The organism is Mycobacterium sp. E2238 (assembly GCF_001672665.1).
Taxonomy (GTDB): Bacteria; Actinomycetota; Actinomycetes; order Mycobacteriales; family Mycobacteriaceae; genus Mycobacterium.
This window is the reverse complement of record NZ_LZKF01000249.1, coordinates 19,190-42,935: the sequence shown is the minus strand read 5'-3', so window position 1 is coordinate 42,935 and position 23,746 is coordinate 19,190. Positions and strand designations below refer to the sequence as shown.

16 protein-coding genes and 2 tRNA genes are annotated in these 23,746 nt (G+C 65.9%); 7 read left to right on the top strand and 11 right to left on the bottom strand.

Features of this window, described 5'->3' with window-relative positions:
- The 4 genes from A5711_RS22965 to A5711_RS27845 form a co-directional block, all read left to right on the top strand.
- The coding region (locus A5711_RS22965; RefSeq protein ID WP_067950612.1) for a BTAD domain-containing putative transcriptional regulator at positions 1-9,715 on the top strand (9,715 nt) is incomplete at its 5' end.
- Positions 9,708-10,412: a Type 1 glutamine amidotransferase-like domain-containing protein gene (locus tag A5711_RS22960; RefSeq protein ID WP_231987533.1), complete on the top strand. Its 705-nt coding sequence runs from the start codon at positions 9,708-9,710 to the stop codon at positions 10,410-10,412. The genes A5711_RS22965 and A5711_RS22960, both read left to right, overlap by 8 nt.
- A 162-nt stretch (positions 10,413-10,574) precedes the next feature.
- Positions 10,575-10,967: a heme-binding protein gene (locus A5711_RS22955; protein WP_067950608.1), complete on the top strand. Its 393-nt coding sequence runs from the start codon at positions 10,575-10,577 to the stop codon at positions 10,965-10,967.
- Positions 10,968-11,022: 55 nt separating this feature from the next.
- Positions 11,023-11,319, top strand: a complete 297-nt coding sequence (locus A5711_RS27845) for a hypothetical protein (protein ID WP_082953340.1) — start codon at positions 11,023-11,025, stop codon at positions 11,317-11,319.
- An 11-nt stretch (positions 11,320-11,330) separates the two neighbouring features.
- Here A5711_RS27845 and A5711_RS22950 read toward each other — a convergent pair whose 3' ends face one another.
- Positions 11,331-12,245 carry a YgcG family protein gene (locus A5711_RS22950; protein WP_067950607.1) on the bottom strand — a complete coding sequence of 305 codons (915 nt, stop codon included), beginning with the start codon at positions 12,243-12,245 and terminating at the stop codon, positions 11,331-11,333.
- A gap of 114 nt (positions 12,246-12,359) precedes the next feature.
- Here A5711_RS22950 and A5711_RS22945 point away from each other — a divergent pair.
- Positions 12,360-12,430 (top strand) — tRNA-Cys (locus A5711_RS22945).
- Here A5711_RS22945 and A5711_RS22940 read toward each other — a convergent pair.
- From A5711_RS22940 to A5711_RS27040, 8 genes are all read right to left on the bottom strand, one after another.
- Positions 12,422-12,808 (bottom strand): YchJ family protein, encoded by a 387-nt coding sequence (locus A5711_RS22940; protein WP_067950605.1) that lies wholly within the window; start codon positions 12,806-12,808, stop codon positions 12,422-12,424. The two genes, A5711_RS22945 and A5711_RS22940, sit on opposite strands and share 9 nt — an antisense overlap.
- 26 nt (positions 12,809-12,834) lie before the next feature.
- Positions 12,835-13,572: a hypothetical protein gene (locus A5711_RS22935; protein ID WP_067950603.1), complete on the bottom strand. Its 738-nt coding sequence runs from the start codon at positions 13,570-13,572 to the stop codon at positions 12,835-12,837.
- Positions 13,569-14,492, bottom strand: coding sequence for a hypothetical protein (locus tag A5711_RS22930; RefSeq protein WP_067950601.1), 924 nt, complete (start codon positions 14,490-14,492; stop codon positions 13,569-13,571). Before A5711_RS22930 ends, A5711_RS22935 begins: the two co-directional genes overlap by 4 nt.
- Positions 14,489-15,466 carry a hypothetical protein gene (locus A5711_RS22925; RefSeq protein WP_067950599.1) on the bottom strand — a complete coding sequence of 326 codons (978 nt, stop codon included), beginning with the start codon at positions 15,464-15,466 and terminating at the stop codon, positions 14,489-14,491. The genes A5711_RS22930 and A5711_RS22925 overlap by 4 nt, the downstream gene beginning before the upstream one ends.
- Complete coding sequence (locus A5711_RS22920; RefSeq protein ID WP_067950597.1) at positions 15,457-15,930, bottom strand: hypothetical protein; 474 nt, start codon at positions 15,928-15,930, stop codon at positions 15,457-15,459. Before A5711_RS22920 ends, A5711_RS22925 begins: the two co-directional genes overlap by 10 nt.
- Positions 15,920-16,786: a DUF58 domain-containing protein gene (locus A5711_RS22915; RefSeq protein WP_067950595.1), complete on the bottom strand. Its 867-nt coding sequence runs from the start codon at positions 16,784-16,786 to the stop codon at positions 15,920-15,922. Before A5711_RS22915 ends, A5711_RS22920 begins: the two co-directional genes overlap by 11 nt.
- A 7-nt stretch (positions 16,787-16,793) precedes the next feature.
- A complete protein-coding gene (locus A5711_RS22910; protein WP_067950593.1) occupies positions 16,794-17,795 on the bottom strand; it encodes a MoxR family ATPase in 1,002 nt (333 codons plus the stop codon).
- A gap of 115 nt (positions 17,796-17,910) precedes the next feature.
- A complete protein-coding gene (locus A5711_RS27040) occupies positions 17,911-18,063 on the bottom strand; it encodes a hypothetical protein (protein WP_156745034.1) in 153 nt (50 codons plus the stop codon).
- Between the two features lie 1,108 nt (positions 18,064-19,171).
- Here A5711_RS27040 and A5711_RS22905 point away from each other — a divergent pair.
- Positions 19,172-19,552, top strand: a complete 381-nt coding sequence (locus A5711_RS22905; protein WP_067950591.1) for a DUF3060 domain-containing protein — start codon at positions 19,172-19,174, stop codon at positions 19,550-19,552.
- Between the two features lie 721 nt (positions 19,553-20,273).
- Here A5711_RS22905 and A5711_RS22900 read toward each other — a convergent pair.
- Positions 20,274-20,347, bottom strand: a tRNA-Ile gene (locus A5711_RS22900).
- Positions 20,348-20,547: 200 nt separating this feature from the next.
- On the opposite strand from A5711_RS22900, the gene A5711_RS22895 reads away from it, so the two are divergent.
- Positions 20,548-23,142 carry a cation-transporting P-type ATPase gene (locus A5711_RS22895; protein ID WP_067950589.1) on the top strand — a complete coding sequence of 865 codons (2,595 nt, stop codon included), beginning with the start codon at positions 20,548-20,550 and terminating at the stop codon, positions 23,140-23,142.
- A gap of 70 nt (positions 23,143-23,212) precedes the next feature.
- Here A5711_RS22895 and A5711_RS22890 read toward each other — a convergent pair whose 3' ends face one another.
- Positions 23,213-23,569 carry a hypothetical protein gene (locus tag A5711_RS22890; RefSeq protein WP_231972045.1) on the bottom strand — a complete coding sequence of 119 codons (357 nt, stop codon included), beginning with the start codon at positions 23,567-23,569 and terminating at the stop codon, positions 23,213-23,215.
- Positions 23,570-23,746 lie beyond the last annotated feature (177 nt).

The window sequence follows — 23,746 nt, the reverse complement described above, 5'->3', positions numbered from 1 at the left end:
CCTGGGCGACGGTTTCGTCCTGACGACGGGCACGGGTTGGACGCTGGCCGAGACCCAGGTTGACGCCGCGCGGTACAAATCGGCCGCCCGACTGGGACGCGACGCCGCGGCGGCCGGCGACACCAGCCAGGCGGTGGCCCGCTTCGAGGAGGCGCTCGCCCTGTGGCGCGGAATCCCCGAGCTGCCCGAGAGCCGACGGGGCACCTCCGAGAAAACGCGGTGGATCGAGGGCCACGCCGCACTGGTGGAGGACCGGGCCGACGCGCTGCTCGCGACCGGCCGGGCCGCGGAGATCATCGGCGAACTCGAGGCCGCCGTGGCCGATGCGCCCCTGCGCGAACGGCGTTGGGGCCAGCTGATGCTCGCGCTGTACCGCGCCGGCAGGCAGGGCGAGGCACTCGGCGCGTACCAGCGTGCGCGCGCGCTGCTCGCCGACGAATTGGGGGTCGACCCGGGACCGGACCTTCGCCGGCTGGAGGCCGCGATCGTCGCGCAGGACTCCGCGCTGGAAACGCCTGCTGCACAACAACTCCCGTCAGTGACTCGGGCGGTGACGTTCCTGCTGACCGACATCGAGGGGTCGACGGCCGCATGGGAGGCAGACGCCGGGGCCATGGCGGTGGCGCTGGCACGGCACGACGAACTCGTCGAGCAGGTCGTGACGTCCCGTGGGGGCCGGCTGATCAAGACCCGCGGCGAGGGCGACGCCACATTCTCGGTGTTCGAGCGACCGTCAGCGGCCGCCGCGGCGGCCATCGAGCTTCAAGATGCGATCGTTCACGAGCCCTGGGCGTTGCGCGAGCCCATGCGTATTCGCGTGGCTTTGCACACCGGGGAGGTCGAATTTCGCGATGGCGACTACTTCGGCCGCGCCGTCAACCGCGCCGCCCGCCTCCGGTCGCTGGCTAGCGGTGGCCAGATCCTCTGCTCGGGTGCGACGGCGGAGCTCGTCATCGACTCACTGCCCGATGACGTCGCGCTCGCCGATCTGGGGACGCGCCAGCTGCGCAATCTGGCGCGCCCGGAACACGTTTTCGAACTCCGATTGCAGACCACCCTGCTCGACCATCCCCCGGATTCGACCGAGGTGCCCCTGGAACGCCCGAGCCTGCCTCCCGTTCTCGCGGGCACCGGGCCGTTCGTGGGGCGCGGGCACGAGCTCGAGCGGCTGTCGTCGGCGTGGCAGGCCGCGCTCGCCGGTGGCACCAATGCACTGCTGATCGCGGGCGAACCAGGTGTCGGTAAGACGCGTCTGGCCGGCGAATGGTCGCGACAAGCGTATGACCAAGGCGCACTGGTTATTTACGGCAGATGCGACGAGGACCTCGGTGCGCCGTACCAGCCGTTCGCGGAAGCGCTGCGTGCGCTGGTGCCGTGCCTGGGTGCGGGTGGGCTTCGTGGGCTGCGGGGCGTGGAAGCGCTCCTCACACTGGTGCCCGGGCTGGCCGATCTGCTGCCCGACCTGGCGGCGCCCACGCGCGCCGACCCGGACACCGAACGGTACGCACTTTTCGACGCCGTCGTCGCGCTGTTGGCCATGGCCTCGGCGAGCGCGCCGGTCGTCCTGATCCTCGACGACCTGCACTGGGCGGCCAAGCCCACGCTGCTGCTGTTACGACATCTCCTGCGTTTCGGCGAACACGCCCGCATGCAGATCATCGGCACCTACCGCAGCACCGACCTCGATCGCTCCCATCCCCTGGCGGCGATGCTCGCCGACCTCCACCGCGACGGCACGGCCAGCCGGCTTAGCCTGAGCGGCCTCGACGAGGACGACGTGACCGCTTACGTCGCCGAGGCGGGCTACAACGACGAAGAGCTCGCCCGGGCACTGGCGTCGGTCACGGGTGGCAATCCGTTCTTCCTCATCGAGGCTCTGCGCCACGTGGATGAAAGCGGCGGTCGCTGGGACCAGAGCACCCTGCCCCAGGGGGTGCGCGAGGCGGTGAGTCGCCGCCTTTCACGGCTTCCGGCGGAGGCGAACAAGGCGCTTGCCGCGGCCGCCGTGGTCGGCAGCCGGTTCGCCTTGGATCTGGTGGAACGCGTGCTGGAGGACGACCTGGTCGACGCGTTCGACGAGGCGTGCAAGGCCGGCATCGTCATCGAAGAGCCCGGCGGTCGCTACCGGTTCAACCACGCGATTGTCCGGCAGTCGCTGCTGGCCGAGTTGCCGTCGGTGCGGCGGATGCGGCTGCACCAGCGCATTGCCGCAACGTTGGAAAGCGAGCCGGGCGCAGACGACGAGCTGCTGGCCGAACTGGCGTACCACTACTTCGAATGTGCGTGGGCGGGCAACGCGGCGAAGGCGGTCGAATACTGCCGGCGTGCCGCGGACCAGGCGATGGCACGGCTCGCCTACGAAGGCGCGGCGGACCTCTACGACCGCGCCCTGCACGCACTCGAGGAGATCGACGAGGAGTTGCCCGACCGCGACGCCCAGACGGCCGAGTTGTTGATAGCGCGTTGCGAGGCCCTGCTGGCCGCCGGTGACGTGGCTTCAGCGGCAAGTGCGGTGGCCCAATTGCAAAGCGCGAGCGCCGATTCGAGGCAACTGGCGGCGTGGGCCACCTGCTTCGACGGCCAGCTCTCGATGCTGATCCACCCGGAGCGACTGGACGACGTGGCGGCCGCGGTTGGCTCGGCCGCCGGCGAGTTGGCCCAATTAGGCGATGCCGCCGGAGAAGCTATGGCGCACACCGTGCGCGCCGGATGCCTCGCCCGGCTGGGACGAATCGGCGACGGCGAAATCGCTCTGGACGACGCTCTTTCGGCGGCGCGGCGCGCCCGTGAACACCGCCGGGTGAACGCGGTTCTGGCGAACGCACCGCTTGCGGCGCTGTGGGGCCCGAATCCCGTTCCACGCGCGGGTGGGCGGTGCCTGGACGTGGTGCGGCTGCTCCGAATCACCACGGAATCACCGGCGGTCGAGGCGACATCGACGCGGTGCCAAGCGGTGTTGGAGGCCTTCCGCGGACGGGGGGCGGCGGCGCGACGGATGATCGACTCGGCCCGGCGCACGGCCACCGAGCTCGGACTGCGCCATTCCCTAATGGAGGTCGAGCAGTTCGCCGGGATCGTGGAACTGGTGGTTGACGAACCCGCGGCGGCCGAGCCACACTTGCGCAAGGCCTACAACGGCTTTCGTCGCATGGGGCTGGACGCCGATACCGCCGAAACCGCGGCGCTGCTGGGCCGCGCGTGTCTCGCACTCGACCGAGACGCCGAGGCCGACGAATTGTGCACCGAGAGTGAGAGTCTCGCCGGCCACGCGCTGAAGGCCTCGATCGCCTGGCGCACGCTGCGGGCGCGGCTGCTGTCGCGGCGCGGTGATCACGACGCGGCGCGGCGGGTCGCCGAGGAAGCCGTCGGTCTCGCTGAGCGTACCGACGCGCTGGTGGATCACGGCGATGCGTGCCTGACGCTGGCAACGGTTGTGGGTGCCGCCGGCGACGTTGCGGGTGCGCGGGCCGCCGCCGAGCGGGCGGTTGAATTGTACGAGCGGAAAGGCGCTGCGGCGCTTGCCGAAAAGGCGCGCGGCCTGGTCGGCGATCGTGTCGTCGCGGCTCCTCAAGCGCCGCGAGAAGCTTCACCGCCCGTCGAACTCGACAACGCATGCGTCCGCTCGGTGCGTGAGTTGGACACCGCGATCGACCGGGATGCCTGGGAAGAAACTGAGCGGCGACTCGCGCCCGAGATCGCCCTTGAGAGTCGGCGCAAGGTCGTCGGATTCCCCCGCACAGTGGTCACGCCTTCCCAATGGGTCAACGACGTCGTCAAGAGCACGCGCGCGCTGGGCGGTGTATGGCACGGTCACGCAACCGTCGCCGTACGCGGTGAGCGGCTGGCGCTCACGCGATTGGAAGTGCACATGGCGGATACCAGTCCCGGTGCGCCGCGCGACGACTCGCTGCAATTGTTCGGCCTCGACGATGACGGGCGAATCCGGCTGCACCTGTGGTTCGACATCGATGACCTCGACGCCGCGCTCACCGAACTCGACTCCCGATTCGAGGCGGAGCAACCACCCGGGCGACGGTTGGAAAACACGGCGGCGCGGGTGTTCGAGCATGTCTGGTCACATTTCGCGACCCGCAACTGGGACGCCTTGGCGGACACCGTCGCCGACGACTATGTCGGCACCGATCACCGGCGGGTCGTGAGCGCTGAGACGCAGCTTAGTCGAGATGACGTGGTCAGAGACTTGCGGGCGGCGGCCGACGTCGGCTTCACGATCTCGATGATCAGCGCCGTGGCGATCCGCGGTGAGCGTCTCGTCCTGGCAGTTGTTCGCGCGGCCGGCCAAGACCCCGAGGCGATTCAGAACGACGCCCTCAACGTCGTCGAGATCGACGCCGACGACCGAGTCGCGAAGGTCTTCACGTACGACGTCGACGACTTCGGCGCCGCCATCGCACGGCTCGAAAGATGTTACGGCGCTGGCGAGGCGGCACCGTGTGCCCATGCGTGGCGTGTCATCACGGGAGCCTATGCCGCGCTCGACCGACATGAGATCGCCGCGACGACGCCGGACTTCGCGAGCATTGACCACCGACGTGGGGCAAGGTTCGCGCCTGGTGACCTGATCGCATATGTCCGTGTTACCTGGGATCTCGCAGGGGACGGCAGTACGTACGTCGAGGATGTGCATAGGTTGAACAACCTCGGGGCGGTCGTCACCCATGTGACGCGTGGAAGGTCGCGGGAGGGCTTCGAGGCCGAATGGCGGGAAATCTTCCTTCTCACAGTCGAAGGTGACCTCCTCAGTCGCTGCGAGCTCTTCGACGAGGCCGACATCGACGCCGCGCTCGCAAGGTTCGAACAGCTCAGCCGCCCGGCATCGCGTCTGGAAAATGCAGCAACAATGGCATTCGACCACTTCTGGTCGCACTTTGCGGCGCGCGACTGGGATGCGCTGGGCGACAGCATCGCCGATAGCTTCTCCGGCGCTGACCACCGACGGGTGGTGAATGAGGGAAGCAGACGCGGTCGAGATGCAGTGATCGAAAATCTGAAAGTGTCCGCAGACATCGGCTTTACGATATCGATGTTGGATGTCGTCGCGGTCCGCGGTGCGCACCTCGCTCTCGTACGCGTACGCGCCTCCGGCCGCGATCCCGAGACGATTCAAGGCGTTGCCTTGAATATCGTCGAAGTTGACGCCGACGAGCGGATCACCGCGATCGTGGTCTTCGATCTCGACGACATAGACGCCGCATTCGGAGAGCTCGATCGTCGATACCTTGCCGGTGAGGCAGCCAATTACGCCCATACCTGGTCGCTCGTTATGGAGGCATTCGCGGCGCTGAACCAGCGGAGAATTCCGAAGACAACCCCCGAATGGGCGAGCATCGACCACCGACGACTCGCACCAATCGGCGCGGGTGACCTAGGCGCATATCTCCTCGCTACATGGGAGCTCTCGCCGCAGTCTCGCATCTACATTGAAGCCGTGCACCGGCTAGGCAATATCGGCGCCGTGCTTACCCACGTGGCCATCGGGACATCGCCAGACGGATTCGACGCCGAGTGGCGGGTGACCGACGTTGTGATGTTCGACGGTGACCGGATCAGCCGCAGCGAGCTTTTCGACGACTCGGACGTGGCCGCCGCACTGACGAGGTTGGATCAGCTCAGCCGGCCGGCAGCGCGGCTCGAGAACACCGCAAGCGAAATCCACAAGCGCGTGCAAGCGTGTTTCGCGACCCGTGACTGGGATGCGATATCTGCGATGGCGGCCGACGATGTGTGCACCGACGATCGCCGTCGTACAGTGAATTCCGGCGTGCGAAAGGGCCGTAACGCCGTACTCGAAGAGATGGCGGCAACGTTCGAAATCGGCGTCGAGAGCTTGACCTCGGATATCATCGGCACCCGTGGCGACCGCCTCACGCTATGCCGCACCCAAACCTGGGGCCGGGACAAACGCCCAGAGGCGTTCCATACCGACGTCTTCGACATCTTCGAAGTCAATGCCGACGCAAAAGCTCTGGCACGGATCATCTTTGATATCAACGACTTCGACGCCGCCATCGATGAGCTCGAGGCACGATACATCGCCGGCGAGGCAGCCGCTCATGCACGCACGTGGTCAGTCATCGCGCAAAGCTTTGCCTCGATCAATAGGCGCGAAATGCCCACGACAACATCGGATTGGGTAAACATCGACCACCGGCGAGGGACGTCAATCGCGCCAGGTGAGATGGCTGCCTTGATGGGCGCCGCATGGAGTTCTTCGTCTGATCTACGTTGCTACATCGAATCGGTGCACCGTCTGAACGATCGCGGTGTGGTGATCACGCACGTCGCACGTGAAATCTCGCCCGACGGTTTCCACGCTGAATGGCGAGTGATCAGCGTCATCACGGTCGAGGGCGACCTGATCAACCGAACTGAGGTATTCGACGAGGCAGAGCTCGACGCCGCGCTGGCACGGTTTGATCAGCTCAGCCAGTCGGCGCACCTGGTGGAAAACGCCGCAACCCGAGCCGGACAGCGGTACCTGGCGTTCTTCGCCGCCGGCGACTGGGACGCCATGGCGACGATGCTGGACGACAACCTCGTATACGACGACCGCCGTCGTGTAATAGGCGCGGGTCCCCAACATAGTCGAGACGCTCAGATCGCCGACATGAGGACAGTCGCCGGTCTCTGGCCCGCGACCGTGGTGGCAACCGTGGTGGCGACTCGTGGCGCGCGCCTTACCCTCATGCGCCTGCGCTTCGCCGATCGCGATCACGGGCTCGACGCATTTCTCACCGACGTCGTCGGCGTGCTCGAACTCAATCCCGACGGGTTGATTACCTCAGTAGTCTTCTTCGATACCGAAGACGTCGGCGCCGCATTCGAAGAACTCGACTCCCGTTACCTCAAAGGCGAAGCGGCTACGCACTCGCGGGCGTGGTCAGTCATCATGGATGGCTATGCCGCACTGAACCGGCACGAACTACCCGCGACTACACCGGATTTCGCCAGCGTCGACCACCGTCGGGGTACGGCTCACGCTCCCGGCGAGCTGATTGAATACGTCCGCGCCGGATGGGATCTCGACCAGAGAATTCGAACCTACCCAGAGGTGGTGCATCGGCTGAGCGACCTGGGAGCCGTCTACACCCACGTCGCGCATGGCACGTCGCACGAGGGCTTCGACGCTGAGTGGCGAGGGATCAGTCTCGTCATGGTCGACGGTGAACTTGTCAGCCGCTCCGAAGTCTTCGACGAAGCAGACCTCGGCGTCGCAATTGCCCGGTTTGAGGATCTCACCCGTCAGACACGGCGGCTGGAGAATGCAGCGACCCGCGCGGAAGACCGATTCTTCGCGCACTCGGCGGCCAGCGATTGGGCGGCGGTCGGCGAAATCCTGGCCGGCAACAGCCTCGTCGACGATCGCCGTCGGGCGGTGAACGTCGGGATCTGGGACGGTCGCGATGCCGTGATGGCGAACATGCAAGCCTTAGCCGAGGGCCTTGCCCAGGTAACGCTGACGGCAATTGCGACCCGCGGTGACCGCCTCGCCCTCATCCTTATCCGCTCCTTCGAACCCCACTTGCAACGCGGCGAATTCGTCATCGAGATGCTGGGGATCACCGAGATCGACACAGACGGGCGAATTGCGGCCCACGTCTTATTCGACGCCACCGACTTTGATGCCGCCTTTGAAGGACTAGAAGCCCGGTACCTCGCCGGAGAAGCGGCCGAATATGCCCGCACGTGGTCGATCATCACGCAGGCCTATGCCGCGGTTAATCGTCACGAGCTACCGCCGACGACGCCGGACTGGGCCAACGTCGACCACCGAAGAGGAATAGCGTTCGCACCGGGCAATCTGGACGCATATCTCAGAGCGTCGTGGGACCTGCTCGCTCCAGGGCTCAGCGCCTACATCGAAACCGTGCATCGGTTGACGGAGCTCGGCGCGGTCGTCACCCGGGTTGTCGAAGGGACGTCGAGCGACGGCTTCCAGGCCGAATGGCGAGAGATCGGCATCTCGACGGTCGACGGTGATCTGATCAATCGCTCCGAGATCTTCGACGAAGCGGACATTGATGGCGCCCTTGCCCGCTTTGAGGAATTGCAAGCGCGGCCACACCGCCCCGTCAATGCGGCAAGCCAAGTGAGTGAACGGTTTTGGACCTGCCTCACGAGGCGAGACTGGACAGCGATGGCCGAGGTACTCGCCGAGAACGTTGTGTCGCATGACAACCGGCGGGTCGTCAACTCCGGTGTACTACGCGGGCGCGCTACGAATATCGCCAACCTGCGGGCGGTCGCCGAGGTCGGATTCGAACGTCTTGTCTCGACGGTCCTCGCGATTCGCGGGCAACGCCTTGCCCTCACTCGTATTTGGTCCTCCGCCCAGGGATGTGAGCCCGGGGAGATCAGCGCGGACATGATCGGCGTCGTGGAGATCGACAGCGACAATCGGATGATTGTTCACTCCATCTTCGACACCGACGACTTCGAACCCGCCGTTGCCGAACTCGAAACCCGGTACATCGCCGGCGAAGCGGCCACCCACGCGCGCGCATGGTCGCTGGTTGTGCAAGGCCACGCTCAGTTCAATCGGCGCGAGCCTCTCGCGATGATGCCGGACGTGGTTTACATCGACCATCGACGAAGCGTGACAATCGAGGGCGCCGATCTGGCCACCTCCGTTCGTGCCGTGTGGGACCTTCTCCCGCAGGTGCACGTCTACGTAGAGACTGTGCACCGGCTAACCGAACTTGGAGCCGTCGTCACCCAAGTGGTGAAAGGGACTTCACAAGAGGGATTCGACGCCGAGTGGCAGACGATCACTATTTGCACCTTCGAAGGTGACCGGCTCAGCCGATACGAAGTCTTCGAAGAGGACGACCTGGACGCCGCGCTTGCCAGGTTCGAGGAGCTGGGCCGCCCGACACGGCGGCTGCAGAACGCAGCAAGCCGAGCCGAAGACCAACTTTTTGCGCGCTCGGCGGCTCATGATTGGGCGGCGATCGCCGAAATCCTGGCCGAGGACAGCGTCGTCGACGATCGCCGTCGGGTGGTGAATGTCGGATTCTGGGACGGTCGCGAGGCCGTGATGGCGAACATGCAAGCCCTGGCCGAGGGTCTTGCGCAGGTAACGCTGACGGTCATCGCGACCCGCGGCGAGCGCCTCGCGCTGATTCTCGTCCGCTCCTTCAACCCCGATTCAGAGCGCGGGGAATTCGCCATCGAGCTGCTGGGAGTCGTCGAGATCGACACCGACAAGCGGATTGCGGCCCATATCTTCTTCGACGTCGACGACACCGATGCCGCTTTTGATGAGCTCGACGCTCGCTATGTCGCCGGTGAGGCTGCCGCCCACGCGCACGCCTGGTCGGTTGTCGCGAGTTCATATGCCGCGATGAACCGGCGCGAGCTCTTCCCGACCACGCCGGATTGGGTGAACATCGATCACCGACGACCGGGCATCATCGAGGAAGGAGGTCTGAACGCATCCCTCCTTTCCCTGTGGCAACTGACCAAGCACGTCATCTTCCGCGTCGAGGCCGTGCATCGGTTGACCGAACTCGGAGTGGTTTGCTCCCATGTGGCGCACGGCGTTTCGCGGGACGGCTTCGACGCCGAGTGGCGCGGGATCGAAGTCCAGACCGTCGATGGTCCAATGATCAGCCGCTGCGAAATCTTCGACGAAACGGATCTCGACGCCGCGCTCGCAAGGTTCGATGAGCTCGTCGGAAGCACCGGTGACTGAGACGGTGGCACAACAACCGCTTTATCTGTTTGCGGACAGCCAGCTGCTGTTCTGGAAGCGCCGAGACCGCCTGCTCCTCGAGGAAGCCCTCGATGGGTTGGCGCGCGACACACCGCTTAGCGCGGCCTATATCGGTGCCTCCAACGGGGATCGTCCCGAGTACTACGGGATCTTCGAGGCGGCAATGGACGCGCTCGGGGTCACCGACCGTCGGATGATCGATTCGTCGTTCGGCCCCGCCGATCGCGCTTTCCTCGAGCGTGCCTGGTTGATCGTCCTCGCCGGCGGCGATGTACGGCTCGGCTGGGACACGTTCGAGCACACCGGCATGAAGGACGTGATCTTGCGCAGGCACGCCCAAGGGGCGGTCCTGGTGGGTGTTTCGGCGGGAGCGGTCCAGCTCGGACGCTATGGGATCGTCGAGACGCCCGATTCCGCCTCGCTCGAACTACTCGCTGTGTTCAACCTCGTCCCGATGGTGATCGACGCGCATGACGAGCGGGGCGGCTGGGGGCGGTTGTCGCGCATGATTCATGTACTCGAGGGGGCGGTCAGCGGGCTGGGGATCCCGTCCGGTGGCGGAGTCATCCTGCACGTGGACGGCACTATCGAGCCTCTGCGTCATCCCGCGCATGAATTTCACTTCGAGGGCGGTCGCGTCACCCACTCGGTGTTGGGCGCCGAAGACGACAGCTGATTTTCTCGCACCGCAACGAAGTTCGGGACGATCAGCATCACCATCGCGTTGTGACGGTTGGCCGTTGCAATAGTGACTTTCGGCCCGAGTAACGAACCCCCGCCGGTGTCCAGAGTGAATACCATGCCAACCGCCGGTAATAGCCGCATAAAGGAGCCAGCTATGTTCTTCGCGCATCTGATCCCGCGTCGGCTACTAGTCGGGGCCGTCGGTACTGGCGCGGTCACCGGCACGCTTCTATGTGCCACCGCGGCAACCGCTGCCGCTGACCCCCCGCCCCGGCCCCCCAACTGCACGGCAGCGGACGTAGCCGGCGTCGCGGCGGGTGTCGCGGCGGCGCTCTCGAGCTACCTGTTCACCCATCCGGACCTGAACGGGTTCTACACCGACCTTCAGGATCGGCCCAAAGATCAGATCCGCGACGACGTGCAGCAGTATTTCGGCGCCAATCCGGAGGAGCAGGCCGATCTGGAGAACATCCGCCAGCCGATGGTTGACGTCAGACAGCGTTGCCAGTGGACGCCGCTGCTCGGACAGGGCGGCGCAACCCCTTGAGCGATCGGGACAGGAACACCCGAACTTGCCACCGGTCAGAGTTAAGGAGATCCGGATGAACTCGTGGGTGCGGTCATGGACCGCGGGGGGCATAGCGGTATTGGCGCTCACGGCAATTCCTGAGCTGTATGCCGTCGTACAGCCTTCCGGTGTGGCTAACGCGGACGTCTGCGCAAGCGTCGGCAACCGCGTCTCAGTGAGCGGGTGCACCAACGTCGCCGATACGATCAACGCCAACGTCCCGCCGCCGGGCGCGTATGCGCCACTGCCGCAGGACTTTCCGCCCCCACCGCCACCGGTGAACGTCTGTGTCGGAGCCGGCCGGCGAATTCACGTAAGCGGATGCTTCTGAAGCGGCAGTCCCTACACCGATCGCCGCGCAGTTCCGCTACCCCGACCTCGCCCCGTGCGGTGCGCTGCTAGCACGTCAGCGTTAGCCAACGATTGGGCCTGAGCTGCCAGCGTCGATGCCCGGTTGGCGTGGGCGACGGCTTCCGAGTCGTTTGTCGCCTGCTTGCCGTGCGCCGCAGCCAAATGCCGCTTCGCGTCTTCGAACCTGGATTGAGCCTCGGCGCCGACGCTCTCGCGATGCCTGGCGACGTAATCGGAGATCTGGCGCACCCTGCCGTCCGCGGTGGAAATCGCCTGCCCCAACGAAGCGCCACGCCCGTCGATGTAGCCATCGGTCGGCTCGACCCGACGGCGGTGGCGCGCGCGGTAGAGCAGGAAAGCCACCACGACGATCACCGCGAAGACAATGACGCCGATCGCAATCGGCACCCAGATCGGCGTCCCGGGCTTGGGCGAGCTTGCCGACTTGTTCAACCCGTCGGCCGCGGCGACCGCCGCACCGCTCCAGTCTTTAGCGGCCAGCGCCGGCTCAATTTGTTTGGATCGCAGACCGATCAACTCGGCCGGTGTGAGCCCCTGCACCTGCGGCGGCACCGTGAACGCGTACAGCTTGGTGTTCGTTGCTACGGCCAGCAGCGCGTCATGGTCGCCCATCCGAGTCTCGCTGCGGGTCCGGTCGGCCCAGTTGTCGGGCTTGAACCTGGAGAAGTTGTCGACGTAAACCACCCACAGTTGGATGTGCCGATCGCGGTAAAGCCGGTCGATTGCCGAGCTGACCGCTGCCCGGCCGGAATCCGTCAATACCCCGGTGCTGTCAGTGATGTGATCCGTGAGCTTGGACGGCGGTTGCGCGCCGGCGGGACTTGCAGACAGCAGCCCCGCCATGAGCATCGTCAGGATCACACCGACCAGGCGAACTACCCGCATACGGGTAATTTAGCCGTCATTCGCGGAAAGGCGGACACCTGCAGCTCGCAGAAATGATCGGGCCGAGGAAAACACTGGGCCGTAGGGGCTCGCGCTGGCATGGTGGCGTTTCGTGCGGGTGTGGCTGAGCGGCTAGGCAGCGGCCTGCAAAGCCGTATACACGGGTTCGAGTCCCGTCACTCGCTCTGCGCCACGGCGTCGAGGTAGAACCATCGGCCGGCGCGGCGCTCGAAGCGACTGCGTTCGTGCAGGCTGCCCGCGCGGCCCGCGGACTCGAACCGGGCCGTGAATTCCACCTCCCCGTGATCGTCGTCCGGACCACCCGCGACGGTGTCGATCACGTTCAGGCCAATCCAGGTGGTGCCCGGGTCAATCGTCACGTCGGCCGGACGCGTGCGCGGGTGCCATGTCCGGTAGAGGTAGCCGGCGTCTCCGTAGGCGAATGCCGAATACCGCGACCGCATCAATTCCTCGGCCGACCGGGCCTGCGACTCGCCGTGATGGAATGGCCCGCAACAGGCGAGATAGCGTTTGGCACTGCCGCACGGACACGGTTCGTTCATGTCAAGAGCCTGACAGAGCGTTACGGTTACTCCCCCATCGGCGCCGCACCGGCGGCGTCCTGCAGGATCTGCTGCAACTTGTCGAGCGGATCGCCTCCCGCGGGATCAAGCCGCCGTGGGGGGATCTCCCGGCCGTCGGGTGCGACGGTGGGCAGCGGCGGCGGTGGGGATGGTGCCGCTGGCGGTGGGAGCGGTGGCGGTGGCGGGGTTGCCGGCGGCGGAGCATTGAGCGCAGTTCGTTTGGCCGCCAACCGGTTCGCGGCGTCGTCCCGGATGGTCCGCCGCTGGGGATCCGGATCGCTATTGCCGACAAAGCAGCCTTGCGGCGCCTGGTCTATGACCGACAGCGCGCTCGCATAACGTTCCTCGGCGCGCGCCCGATCCCCCGCCGTCGCGGAACGGTCGCCCTCGGTCTCGCGCACCAGTTCGAGGTTGACACGCACCGGGCAGGAGCCGTCGGTGTCCGTGCGAGCAAGCGCTTCGGAGAAGTTAGTGTCGGCATCGTCGAGCCGGCCGTCAAGCACGGCGGCGGTGCCCGCAGCGAACGGCGCCTTCGCAGGTTCCACCACGTTGACCACTCCGAGGATCGCCGCATCGGCTCGCACGGTGTTCCCGTCGCCGTTCGCGAAGGCGTGGGTCGCCGAATTGCCGGCCACCACAACGGAGAACAGCTTGACGGCAATCAGCAGCGCTATGGCGGCGGCCGGGGCCGAGTAGGTCAGCAGCCGCCGTCGCAGCCGCAGCCGTGCCGGTTTCGAGGTCACGATGTCAGATCCCGCCGGGCGATACGGCCACGCCGGAATTCGCGAACCGATAGGTAGATCTCGGCGAGCAGCAGCCCCGCGGCGAGCAGCGCAGGCAGCCAGTACAGCTCGGTCCGTCCACCGACCTCCACCCGGAAATCCGGCGTGCGGGGCAAGTCCGGCCGAAACGACTGCCCCGGGTCCCGATGGACGTATGGCACGTCGAGTTGTGCTGCGATTCTTCGCAATTCGACCTCATTGATCGCGTCGGTACGGCCGTAGCCCAGCACCGCTCCGCCGGTCACCGCGCTCTGCGCGAGGCTGAAGTCGCCCTGGGGTACACGCGATCCGGGCGCACCGGAGCCGAAGTAGAGCACCACATTTCGCGATCCCGGATACTGCTGCGCCGCCTGGATCAACTGGTACCGCAGCACGTTGTCCGCCGAGGCACCGTTCAGGTCGGGACGCGCGTTTTCGGAGCCGAGTGCGGCGACGGTCGGGCGCAGGCTCCAGACGTCCTCGGACAGCGGCCAGTCCAGCGAGGCGCGCGACGCGAAGTCGACGAGCGCGTACCGTGCCCCCGGATACTCCTTGATCACCGCGCCGATGTCGTCGCGCATCCCTGCGATCCGTGGTTCACCGGCGCCGTAGTCGTGGACGCCCGAGTCGGCCGACCGATCGACGACGAGGAACACGTTGAGGTTAGCGCCGGGCGCTCGCGTTGCGTCGCGGCGGTTTTCGTCGCTGCGAAGCCCGGGGCGGGTGGTGGCGGCGATAAGCAGCAGCACCGCGAACGTCACGCCGGTCCACCGCAGCGCCGCGCGGCCACGCCGGCGCCCCGCCGACAGGAGCACCTGGCGCAGCGCCACCAGTCGCGCCAGGAGTAGCGCGCCGGCGACGACCGCGAAGATCGCCCAGGGCAGCAAGGGATCGAACGTCATCGGCGTAACACCAATAGCGCCACCGACAGCACGGCCGCCGACAGCAACGCGATTACCAGCGGTACCGCCGGCTCATCCCGGACGTCCGCGGCCACGACGGTGCCGTCGGCCAGGCGTGCGGGTGGGGCATGTGCACGAATTTCGTTGACTGCCTTGATCACCGATCCGCGTCCAGGTGCGAGGTACCGACCGCCGGTCCGCTCGACGAGGGCGACCAGCGATGAGCTGGCGGACGAGGGGGCCGTGTCGATGACATTGAGTTGTGTTCCCGCGCGCTGGGCCACGTCCCGCACACCGGCGTCGGTGAACAGTTCGGCACGCGAGTCCCCGGCGGCACGGAGATCCGAGGGGCCGAGATAGATCACTGACCGCCGATGCGTGCCGCCCTCCTCGATGGGAGGGAATCCCGACATACAGAGCGCCAGAACGTCGTTCACGCTCGTCGCATAGTCCGTATAGGGCACCGGGGGGGCGAACGACGCGGGCTGCGCCGCATGTGCGCCGGTGTACTCGCCGAATCGCGCCGCGGCGTACTGATGATCGCGCGTCAGCGGCACCAGACGGCGGTTGACCGAGGTCAAGCCGATGCGCTGGCGCGGCGGAGACGTGCCGGCTTGGCGCGTGAAGTAGTCGAGCAGTTCAGCCGTCGCCGGATCGGTCACCGACTGCCCGACACACAGCATGATGTCCTCGGGGTGAGCGGCGTCGAAATCGTTGCTGGGCACGGCCGGGCGGGCCGCCGCCCACGAGGCGGCGCCGAACATGGCCGTCAGCACCACCAAAGTGACAATCGTTGACAGTGATCGCAGCCGGGCCACCTTCGCGTACTCGGGCAATCGGGTCAGCCGTGCGACGTTGGCCAGCGGGCGAAGTCGCCGACGGGCGGCCGTCATGGGCAGCCATATCGCCAACGCCACCACCGCGGCGAAGCAGGCCAGTCCAATGGCCCCTACCGGCCACCACTTCAGGTCCACGAGCGGATCAACTCCCGCGCACGGGCACTCACGTCGGCGACGTTGACGCGCGCCTCGGCGTTGAACTGCCCGTCGCCGAGCCGCGTCAGCAGCGGTGCGACAGCCGCCAGGTTCGCATCGGCCAGCGCCCCGACGTGTAAATACTGCGCCCGGGCACCTGTCGCTTGATGGAGAAAGCTGCGCACTGTTCGGCTGATCGCCGAGCACGCCGCGGGTGCCGAAATCCTTCCGGCATCGTGCTCGTCGGCGATGTCCTGCACGCGGCGGGCGAAGCGGTTGCGGATCAGCCAGGCGTGCGCTCGCCGCAGAACGGGGATGCGCCGCAGTTGGTGCGATGGGAGCGTCCACACGAAAAGCGCCGCATACCAGGTGATTATGGCAAGCGCCAACAGCAGGCCGAGCCACAGCCACCACGACGAGTAGGGCTGCGGACCAAACACGTGACGCAGCAGATCATCCGGCACGGGCGGCCACCTCGGTCAGGCGAACGAGTTCGCGCCGGATGTGATCGCTGCCCGCGATGGTCGCGTGGGGAATCGCGTGACCGGTGAGGAACGCGTCGAGGCGGTTGCGGCGGGACTGCTCGGCGCGACGATATGCGGTGACGACCCGCGGGCCGAGGTCGGCTCCATTAAGGACGAAACGACCGGTGGCGACGTCGTATCCGTCGGTGTTGTCGGGACCCACCGCTGGCATGTCCGACACCATCGCCCACATGATGTCGTGGCGTCCGCCCAGTCTGGCGAGCACCGCGCCGAGTCTGTCGTCGACCTCGGGCTCATCGGATACCACGATGATCAGCATGGTGTGCCGGTAATGCGTTGCCACGTAGTCAAGTTGGGTTGTGACGTCACTGTGGCCGGGGTTGGTCGTAGTGTGCTGGTACCAGCGGTGCAGTAGTCCCTCGATGTGCGGCTCGCCCCGCCGCTGCGGAACGTTCACACTGCCGCGGCGGTCGCCGTAGACCATGCCGATCTGATCCGAGCGCCGGAGACCGATCAACCCCACCGCGCCCATGATGTGCGCGGCTACGTCGCGTTTGACCTCCCCACTCGGGGCGAGCGCGGACATGTTGCGACCCGCATCGGCGACGAGCAGAATCTTGTGGTGCTTCTCGGAGACGAACCGCTTGATGAGCACGCTGCCCGATCGCGCAGAGGCCTTCCAGTCGATGTCCCGGACGTCGTCGCCGGGCACGTACGGGCGCAGGTCGTCGAATTCCATGCTGCGCGTATGCAATAACGCATAGCGGCCGCCTTCGAGCATGCCGCGGGTGTCGGTGCCGAAGTGCGCCTTGGCACGGTTGAGGTGCTTACCCAAGACGACCTCAGGGGACGCGGACGGCCCGCAGGGCGGCGTCGATGACGACCTCGGGGGTGATATCGGCGCTGGCTGCTTCGAATCCAAGGATGAGCCGGTGCCGCAGCACCCGGTGCGCGAGCTTCGCGATGTCCTCGGGCAATACGTGTGCACGCCCGGACAGCACGGCCTGCGCCCGGGCCGCCTTGCAGAACGCGATCGTGGCGCGGGGGCTGGCGCCGTATTCGACCAGACGCGCGAGCTGCTTGGGCAGCGCCCGCGCGGGATGACGGGTCACGTCGACCAGCTGGCTGGCATAGAGCATCAGGGCGCGGTCCATGTGGACGTGGCGGACCACGTCCTGGACGCGGAGCACGTCGTCGAGAGTGGCCACCGGCGGGGCGGGCCGTCCCTTGTCGTAGAGGCCGGCGTCGATCCGCGACATCACTTCCACCTCCTCCTGCGGGGAGGGGTAGCGCACGATCTCCTTGAGCAGGAAGCGGTCGGTCTGCGCCTCGGAGAGCGGATAAGTGCCTTCCTGGTCGACGGGGTTCTGGGTGGCGACGACCAGAAACGGGTCCGCGAGCGGGTGCACCTGCCCGGCGATCGTGGTCTGACGCTCCTCCATCGCCTCGAGCATGGCGCTCTGCGTCTTCGCGCTGGACCGGTTGATCTCGTCGAGCAGCACGATGTTGGCGTGCACCGGACCTAGTTGGGTGACGAAGGAGTTGGTTGCCGAGTCATAAATCTGTGTGCCGATGATGTCGCTGGGCAGCAGGTCGGGCGTGCATTGGATGCGTTGAAAGCGGCCGTGAATCGACTCGGCGAGCACCTTGGCTGCGGTGGTCTTGGCCAGGCCCGGCACGCTTTCCAACAGGATGTGACCGCCCGCCAGCAGGCCGATGAGTAGCGACTCGCGTAAGTCGTGCTGCCCGACGATCTTGGCCGCGAAGGCCGAGGAGATGGCGTCAACGATCCCCCGGACGTCGTCGATTTCGTGCTGATCCGGTTGTGTCCTGGCTGTAGTCATACGCCCGGGGGGATACCCCGGTCCCGAATTCCCACACGTGGGGCCGACCTCGTGCGACGCGACTGCTCCCGAGCCCTTGCCTGGAAACGACGATGGGAACAACTTTGGGACACGGTCAATTGCCGATGGGTGGCCGGGGTTCGCCGGCCACGGGAGGAAACGGGCCCTCGCCCTCCTCGGGCACCACCGGCTCAGGGTCCCGCTTGGGCTTGGACTGAGAGTCGTCGGCGGCGTCGTTGGGCGCTTCATCCTCATGGCGTCGGCTCATTCAACCCAATCTATGACTTGCGCCGCCTGCGTGGCTCGGCACCGGCAGGGTCTGGCGGCAGAAGCGGGGGTTCGCGTGTCCTCATCGCAGGACCGATAGATTTCCGTCGAATTGAGGACGTCCGGACACAGGTCCGTTATGGCGAAATGAAAGGGGGGGCCGACTCGCTCTCGCGAACCTATGCATTTGTGGCTTGCGTCAATCTCTGCGCTCCATCTCGGGCCAATCCATTAAGTCTTCAAGGCCTACCCCCAAGGCAAGGACGAGAAGACGCTCGTCGTTGTCCGAGACCAGCAGCTTGGGGCCGTCCGCGGCCGTACCGCATGCCAGATAGCCAATCGGAATCATCAGCGTGTAGTTATCCCGGAATCCAGGAATGGGACCGGACCAATAGCACCGTAGGAGTTTGCTATCGGCGGGGAATCCATGAAATGGTCGCATCTCGAAATTTTTGGTCGGTCCGGCAACTGGCGAGACTGGACGCGTGCCATCTCCCTCTCGGCCCTCGGTTCGCACTGGATGGCAACTGTCGGGGCGGCAGCCTCTCGACAGCATCCCATCAGGCCCCAGGTCGCGTCGAAAAGCATTTGAGCTGCCATGATAGCGGAACCTGGTGACGGCCGTTATGAACAATCTGCCAACCATGCTGCCCCGCCTTGCAAACTCGGATGTGCGGCTAGTTCGCAGGCGACTTGGGCGTCTCGAACAAGAGGGATTCGCCCCGATCCGGCGAGGACTTTACCCGAGAGAATATGAGGTGAGAGTCAATTGAGTTTGCTGACAGGGCTGTAACCGAGGATCGATACTGCACGCATAGCTTCGAGCACGTCGCCCTCGACACCCGGGAGGCAAATCCGCAAGGTGTAATTACCGAACGGAAGACGATCCCAAATGATGGACGGAACACTCCTCAATGCGTGGTCCGTGTCCGAGGCCCGGGTGGAGTGGCGCTTTCTCGGTCATAACGCGACGGAAGTCCCGCAGGACATGGGCCCTAAGACCCTACTCCCGTAGTCGTGCACATTGGTCGGATGAAAAAGAGTTGTCGCATAACTCAATCCAAATCGCTGGAAGAAACACGTCATTATCGAGTTCCGAGGAGGACCTCATGTCAAACAGTTTGAGCACCAAGATCATTGCGTCGGTCGGCCTTGCGCTCCTTGGCGCTGCCACGACCAACGCCATCGCCGCGGCCAATCCGCTCCCGTCCCCGCCCCCGTTGGCGGGCCCTATCAACAGCGTCGACGGATGGGGTGGTGACAAGACCGTGGCCTGCGACAACGGCACGTTGTACGTCAGCGGCGGCAACCATGTAGTCACCGTCACCGGGAACTGCGACGTACTGAACGTTTCCGGGGTCGGGCACAAGGTCACCGTCGACTCGGCCAACTCCATCATGGTGTCCGGCAATTCGAACGACATCACATACCACTCCGGCACACCGGCGGTCAACAACACCGGCAACCAGAACGTCGTGCACCAGGGCTGAGTCCCCATCTTCGGCCGGGCCCCGCCCGCGAATGTGACGTCGGGCGGGCCCGGATCGGATGACGCGCTCCGTTCGCCCTGAGTGTGGGAGTCACCCATCACCGGTGCAGTCGCGACGAAGCACCGGCCCCCTCGTCGCCATCGAACGTCAGATCCTTCCTCGGCGCCTGAAACGTGCTGTGAGACAGCGCTTGCCAGCGCGGGCTCGGCTCTGATTACTACGCCCGACGCATTCCCGAGCGCTGGAAACACTGCGCGCCTTATGGCGTCGTCTGCGGTGTGGACGCGAGAGCCGCGAAGCAGGAGGGCAGCGGGGCCGGCGACAGCTCGCTTCCGGGACTTTCGCCACTAGCCGGTAGCACCCGGCTGAGGTTAACTGCGAACACGCAACTCCACCACGCTGCGCATACGGTTACGACAAAGGCAGACTGATGAAGAGAGCAATATTGGGGGTGTCTGCGGCAGCGGTCATAGCACTCGTACCAATCTCTGTTCCCGTAGCACCGGCACGCGTCGGCGATCCCTGTGTCGACATCACCGATCCCGCCGCCCACCAGGCGTGCATCGACAATTACATGCGCGAGATCTACAGACGCGAACTCGGCCAGTGCGAGGCGAGCCCAAATCACGGACAAATAGGCCAGGTCTGTGGCTGACCACCTCGGGCCCCTACCCCGTCAACCAGCTGCACGTTCAGAGCCGGTGGGGCTGTTCAGAGCCGGTGGGGCGGGCGGGGCTCGAACCCGCGACCAACGGATTATGAGTCCGCGGCTCTAACCAACTGAGCTACCGCCCCTAGCGATGTTCCGTAGGAAACGGTAGCCGAACGCCAACATCAATGTCCGTCGGGCGGTTATCCCGGGTAGGTCAGGTGTTCGGCCGTTCAGCGGCGCCGGTTATAGCATTTCGTCGGTTGCTGGCAACGAATCGCGAGAGGCCAGAGCGCTTGCCGTCGCCGCCGAGATCACACGTCGCGGCTCAGCGGAGAGGAGGGCCATGGCCGACGTCATGACGCTCGGCCTGACGACCGCCGAGGCAACCGAGCGGCGCGCGATGGGCGGTACCAACAAGCTCCCCGCCGCGAGGCGGCCGTCGATCGCCCGCCGGCTGCTCGGGGAGCTGACGCACTTTTTCGCGCTGCTGCTGTGGGCGGCCGCAGTGCTCGCCTTCCTGGCGAAGCTGCCACAACTCAGCGTCGCCATCATCGCGGTAATCGTGGTGAACGGGATCTTCTCCTTGATCCAACAAGCGCGGGCAGACCGCGCCGCCGACCGGCTCCAGGAGATGCTGCCGACCCGCGTAACGGTCTTGCGCGACGGCGCTCGGCGGGTGATCGAGGCCGAGGACGTGGTCGTCGACGACGTGCTGCTACTGGAAAGCGGCGACCGCGTTCCCGCCGACGCCGTGGTGCTCAGCCAGAATCGGTTGCTGGTCGACTCCTCCATGCTCACCGGTGAGAGCGAGGCCGGCGCAGTCGCAGCAGGTGAACCGCTGTTCGCCGGCACTTTCGTCGTGGAAGGAGATTCGCGCGCACTGGTGACCGCGATCGGCCAACAGACCCGCCTGGCCGGCATCACCCGGCTGACCACCTCGGCCAGGAAACCGGACACCCCACTGACGCGCGGTTTGCGCGGTGTCGTGCGCCTGATCGCAGCGATCGCAATCAGTGTGGGTGTGTTGTTCCTGCTCGTTTCTATGCTCGTGGGCAACCCGATCCAGCAGGCCTTCGTTTTTGCGATCGGCGTCACGGTCGCCCTGGTCCCCGAGGCGTTGCTGCCCACCGTGACGCTCTCCCTCGCCTGGGGCTCGGAGCAGATGGCGAAACGGCAGATCCTGGTCCGCAACCTCGAGGCCGTCGAGACGCTCGGTTCCACGACGTTCATCTGTACCGACAAGACGGGAACCCTCACCCGCAATCAGATGACGGTGGTCGAAGCCTGGACGCCGGCCGGCTCGTCGACCATCGACGGTGCCGGTTACGGCCCCAAAGCCCGGTTCACGTGGTCTTCACCGACTGCGGAGCAGTCCGTTCGCCGGCTCGCGCTAGCCGGAGAACGCTGCTCCACCGGATACGCCGAAGAAGTCGACGGGCAGTGGCGGGCCCACGGCGACCCCATGGAGGCTGCCCTCGACACCTTCGCCCGACGACTCGGCATCGACACCGTCGAGGACCGTCGCACCGTCCATGCCGAACTGCGGTTCCCCTTCGATCCCCGACTGCGCCGCATGGCCGTCGTGCTGACAAACGAAACCGTGGTGAAAGGCGCACCGGATGCCGTGCTTCCGCTCTGCGGTGACGACCCCGCAGCACACCGGGCCGTCGACGCCCTGACTGCCCGGGGGCTCCGGGTGCTCGCCGTCGCCGCGGGCCCGAGGGCCAGCCGTACCCCCCGGGATCAACAGGAATGCGAAGAGGGTTTGTCCCTGCTCGGCCTCGTGGCGCTCGAGGATCCGCCACGTGAGGACATCTCCGCATCGCTCGACGCGTGCCGCAAAGCGGGAGTGAAGGTGGCGATGGTGACCGGTGATCATCCGGCCACCGCCACGGCCATCGCCAACGAGGTGCGGCTACGGGCCGCCGACTCACCGGTGCTGTTGGGAGCGGAGCTACCGGAGGACGAGCAGCATCTCGGCGCTGTCCTCGACCACGACGGGGTGGTGATCGCTCGGGTGTCTCCCGAGGACAAACTCCGCATCGCCCGTGCGCTTCGCTCCCGGGGCCACGTGGTGGCGATGACCGGCGACGGAGTCAACGACGCACCGGCGTTGCACGAGTCCGACATCGGTGTGGCGATGGGCCGGTCCGGCACCGACGTCGCACGCGAAGCGGCCGACCTCGTTCTGCTCGACGATTCTTTCGCCGGCATCGTGGCCGGCATCGAGCAAGGGCGCGCCACCTTCGTCAATATCCGCCGGTTCCTGACCTACCACCTGACCGACAACGTTGCCGAGCTTGCACCCTTCCTCGTTTGGGCGCTTTCGGGCGGCCTGTTTCCCCTCGCGCTCGGTGTTCTGCAGATCATCGCACTCGACATCGGCACCGACACCCTGTCGGCTGTCGCGCTCGGCGCCGAGCCGCCCGCCAAGCACCTGCTCGAGGGGCCTCCGGTTCACGGACGACTGATGAACCGCACTGTGCTGCACCGCGCATTCGGGGTGCTGGGCCCGCTCGAGGCCGTCGTCTCGCTGACCGCCTTCGTCGTATCCCTGATGGCGCTCGGCTGGCGTCCCGCAAACCCGTTCCCGGCCGGACACGACCTGGCGATGGCTTCCGGCGCGGCGTTCATCACAGTCGTCCTCGCCCAGACCGCCAACGTCTTTGCGTGCCGGTCCTCCTCGCGCTGGCCAGGAGCGTTGGGCTGGCTCACCAACCGGCTCCTGGTACCCGCGGCGTTCATCGGGCTGGCCTTCTCCCTTGTCGAACTGTGGGTACCCCCCATTGCGCGCTTGCTCGGTCAATGGAATCCGCCCCTGTGGGGTTGGGTCGTCGCGGTCGCCGCAGTGCCGATCCTGTTCGGCGTCGACACGGTGGATAAGTACCGACGGACGCATCGCAGGCGGCCGCGACCGGCCTCAGAAGCTCGGAACTAACGCCAAAAACCCTTACGCGCAGCAAGATTGGGCGGCCATGCACAGGCGTCCAGGCAGCCCCCGAAGGGCATCACATGGGCGCCGGTTGCCCGGGGACCTGTCGCGCGGCCTCATCCTTCATCTTGGGAATCATGTCCGGTGCGTAGACATAGACCGCAGATTCAACTTCCCACTCGGCCTGGGCTTGGCTCATCGGCGTGGTTCTGGTGATCATGTTGATCAGCTCCTGACCCTCTCCGAACGGATTCGGGTTGGACCGGACCTGAGAGGCGAACCAGCGCCCCTCGGCGGCCTCGCTGCAGTCGTTGAAATCGGCGTTGTGAACCATCTTGTTCTGCGCCAGCAGCTTGATGTACTGATCGTCGGCGGGGCTCATGTTGCACGACGCCGAGGCGTGCGGCGCTGTCAGCACGGCACCACCGAACATCGCGGCCCCCACCACAACGGCGGCCCCCGCCGCCAACTGCGCGCGCGATCGTGAAATCGTCACTTCTCCAGACCCCCTCATCATGGAAATTTGCTACTGTGCCCTTCGCGCTAACGCTCGGGTACCACCGTCGACGAGCAGGTCAAACGACCGGCTCGTCGAACATTGAATGAACAG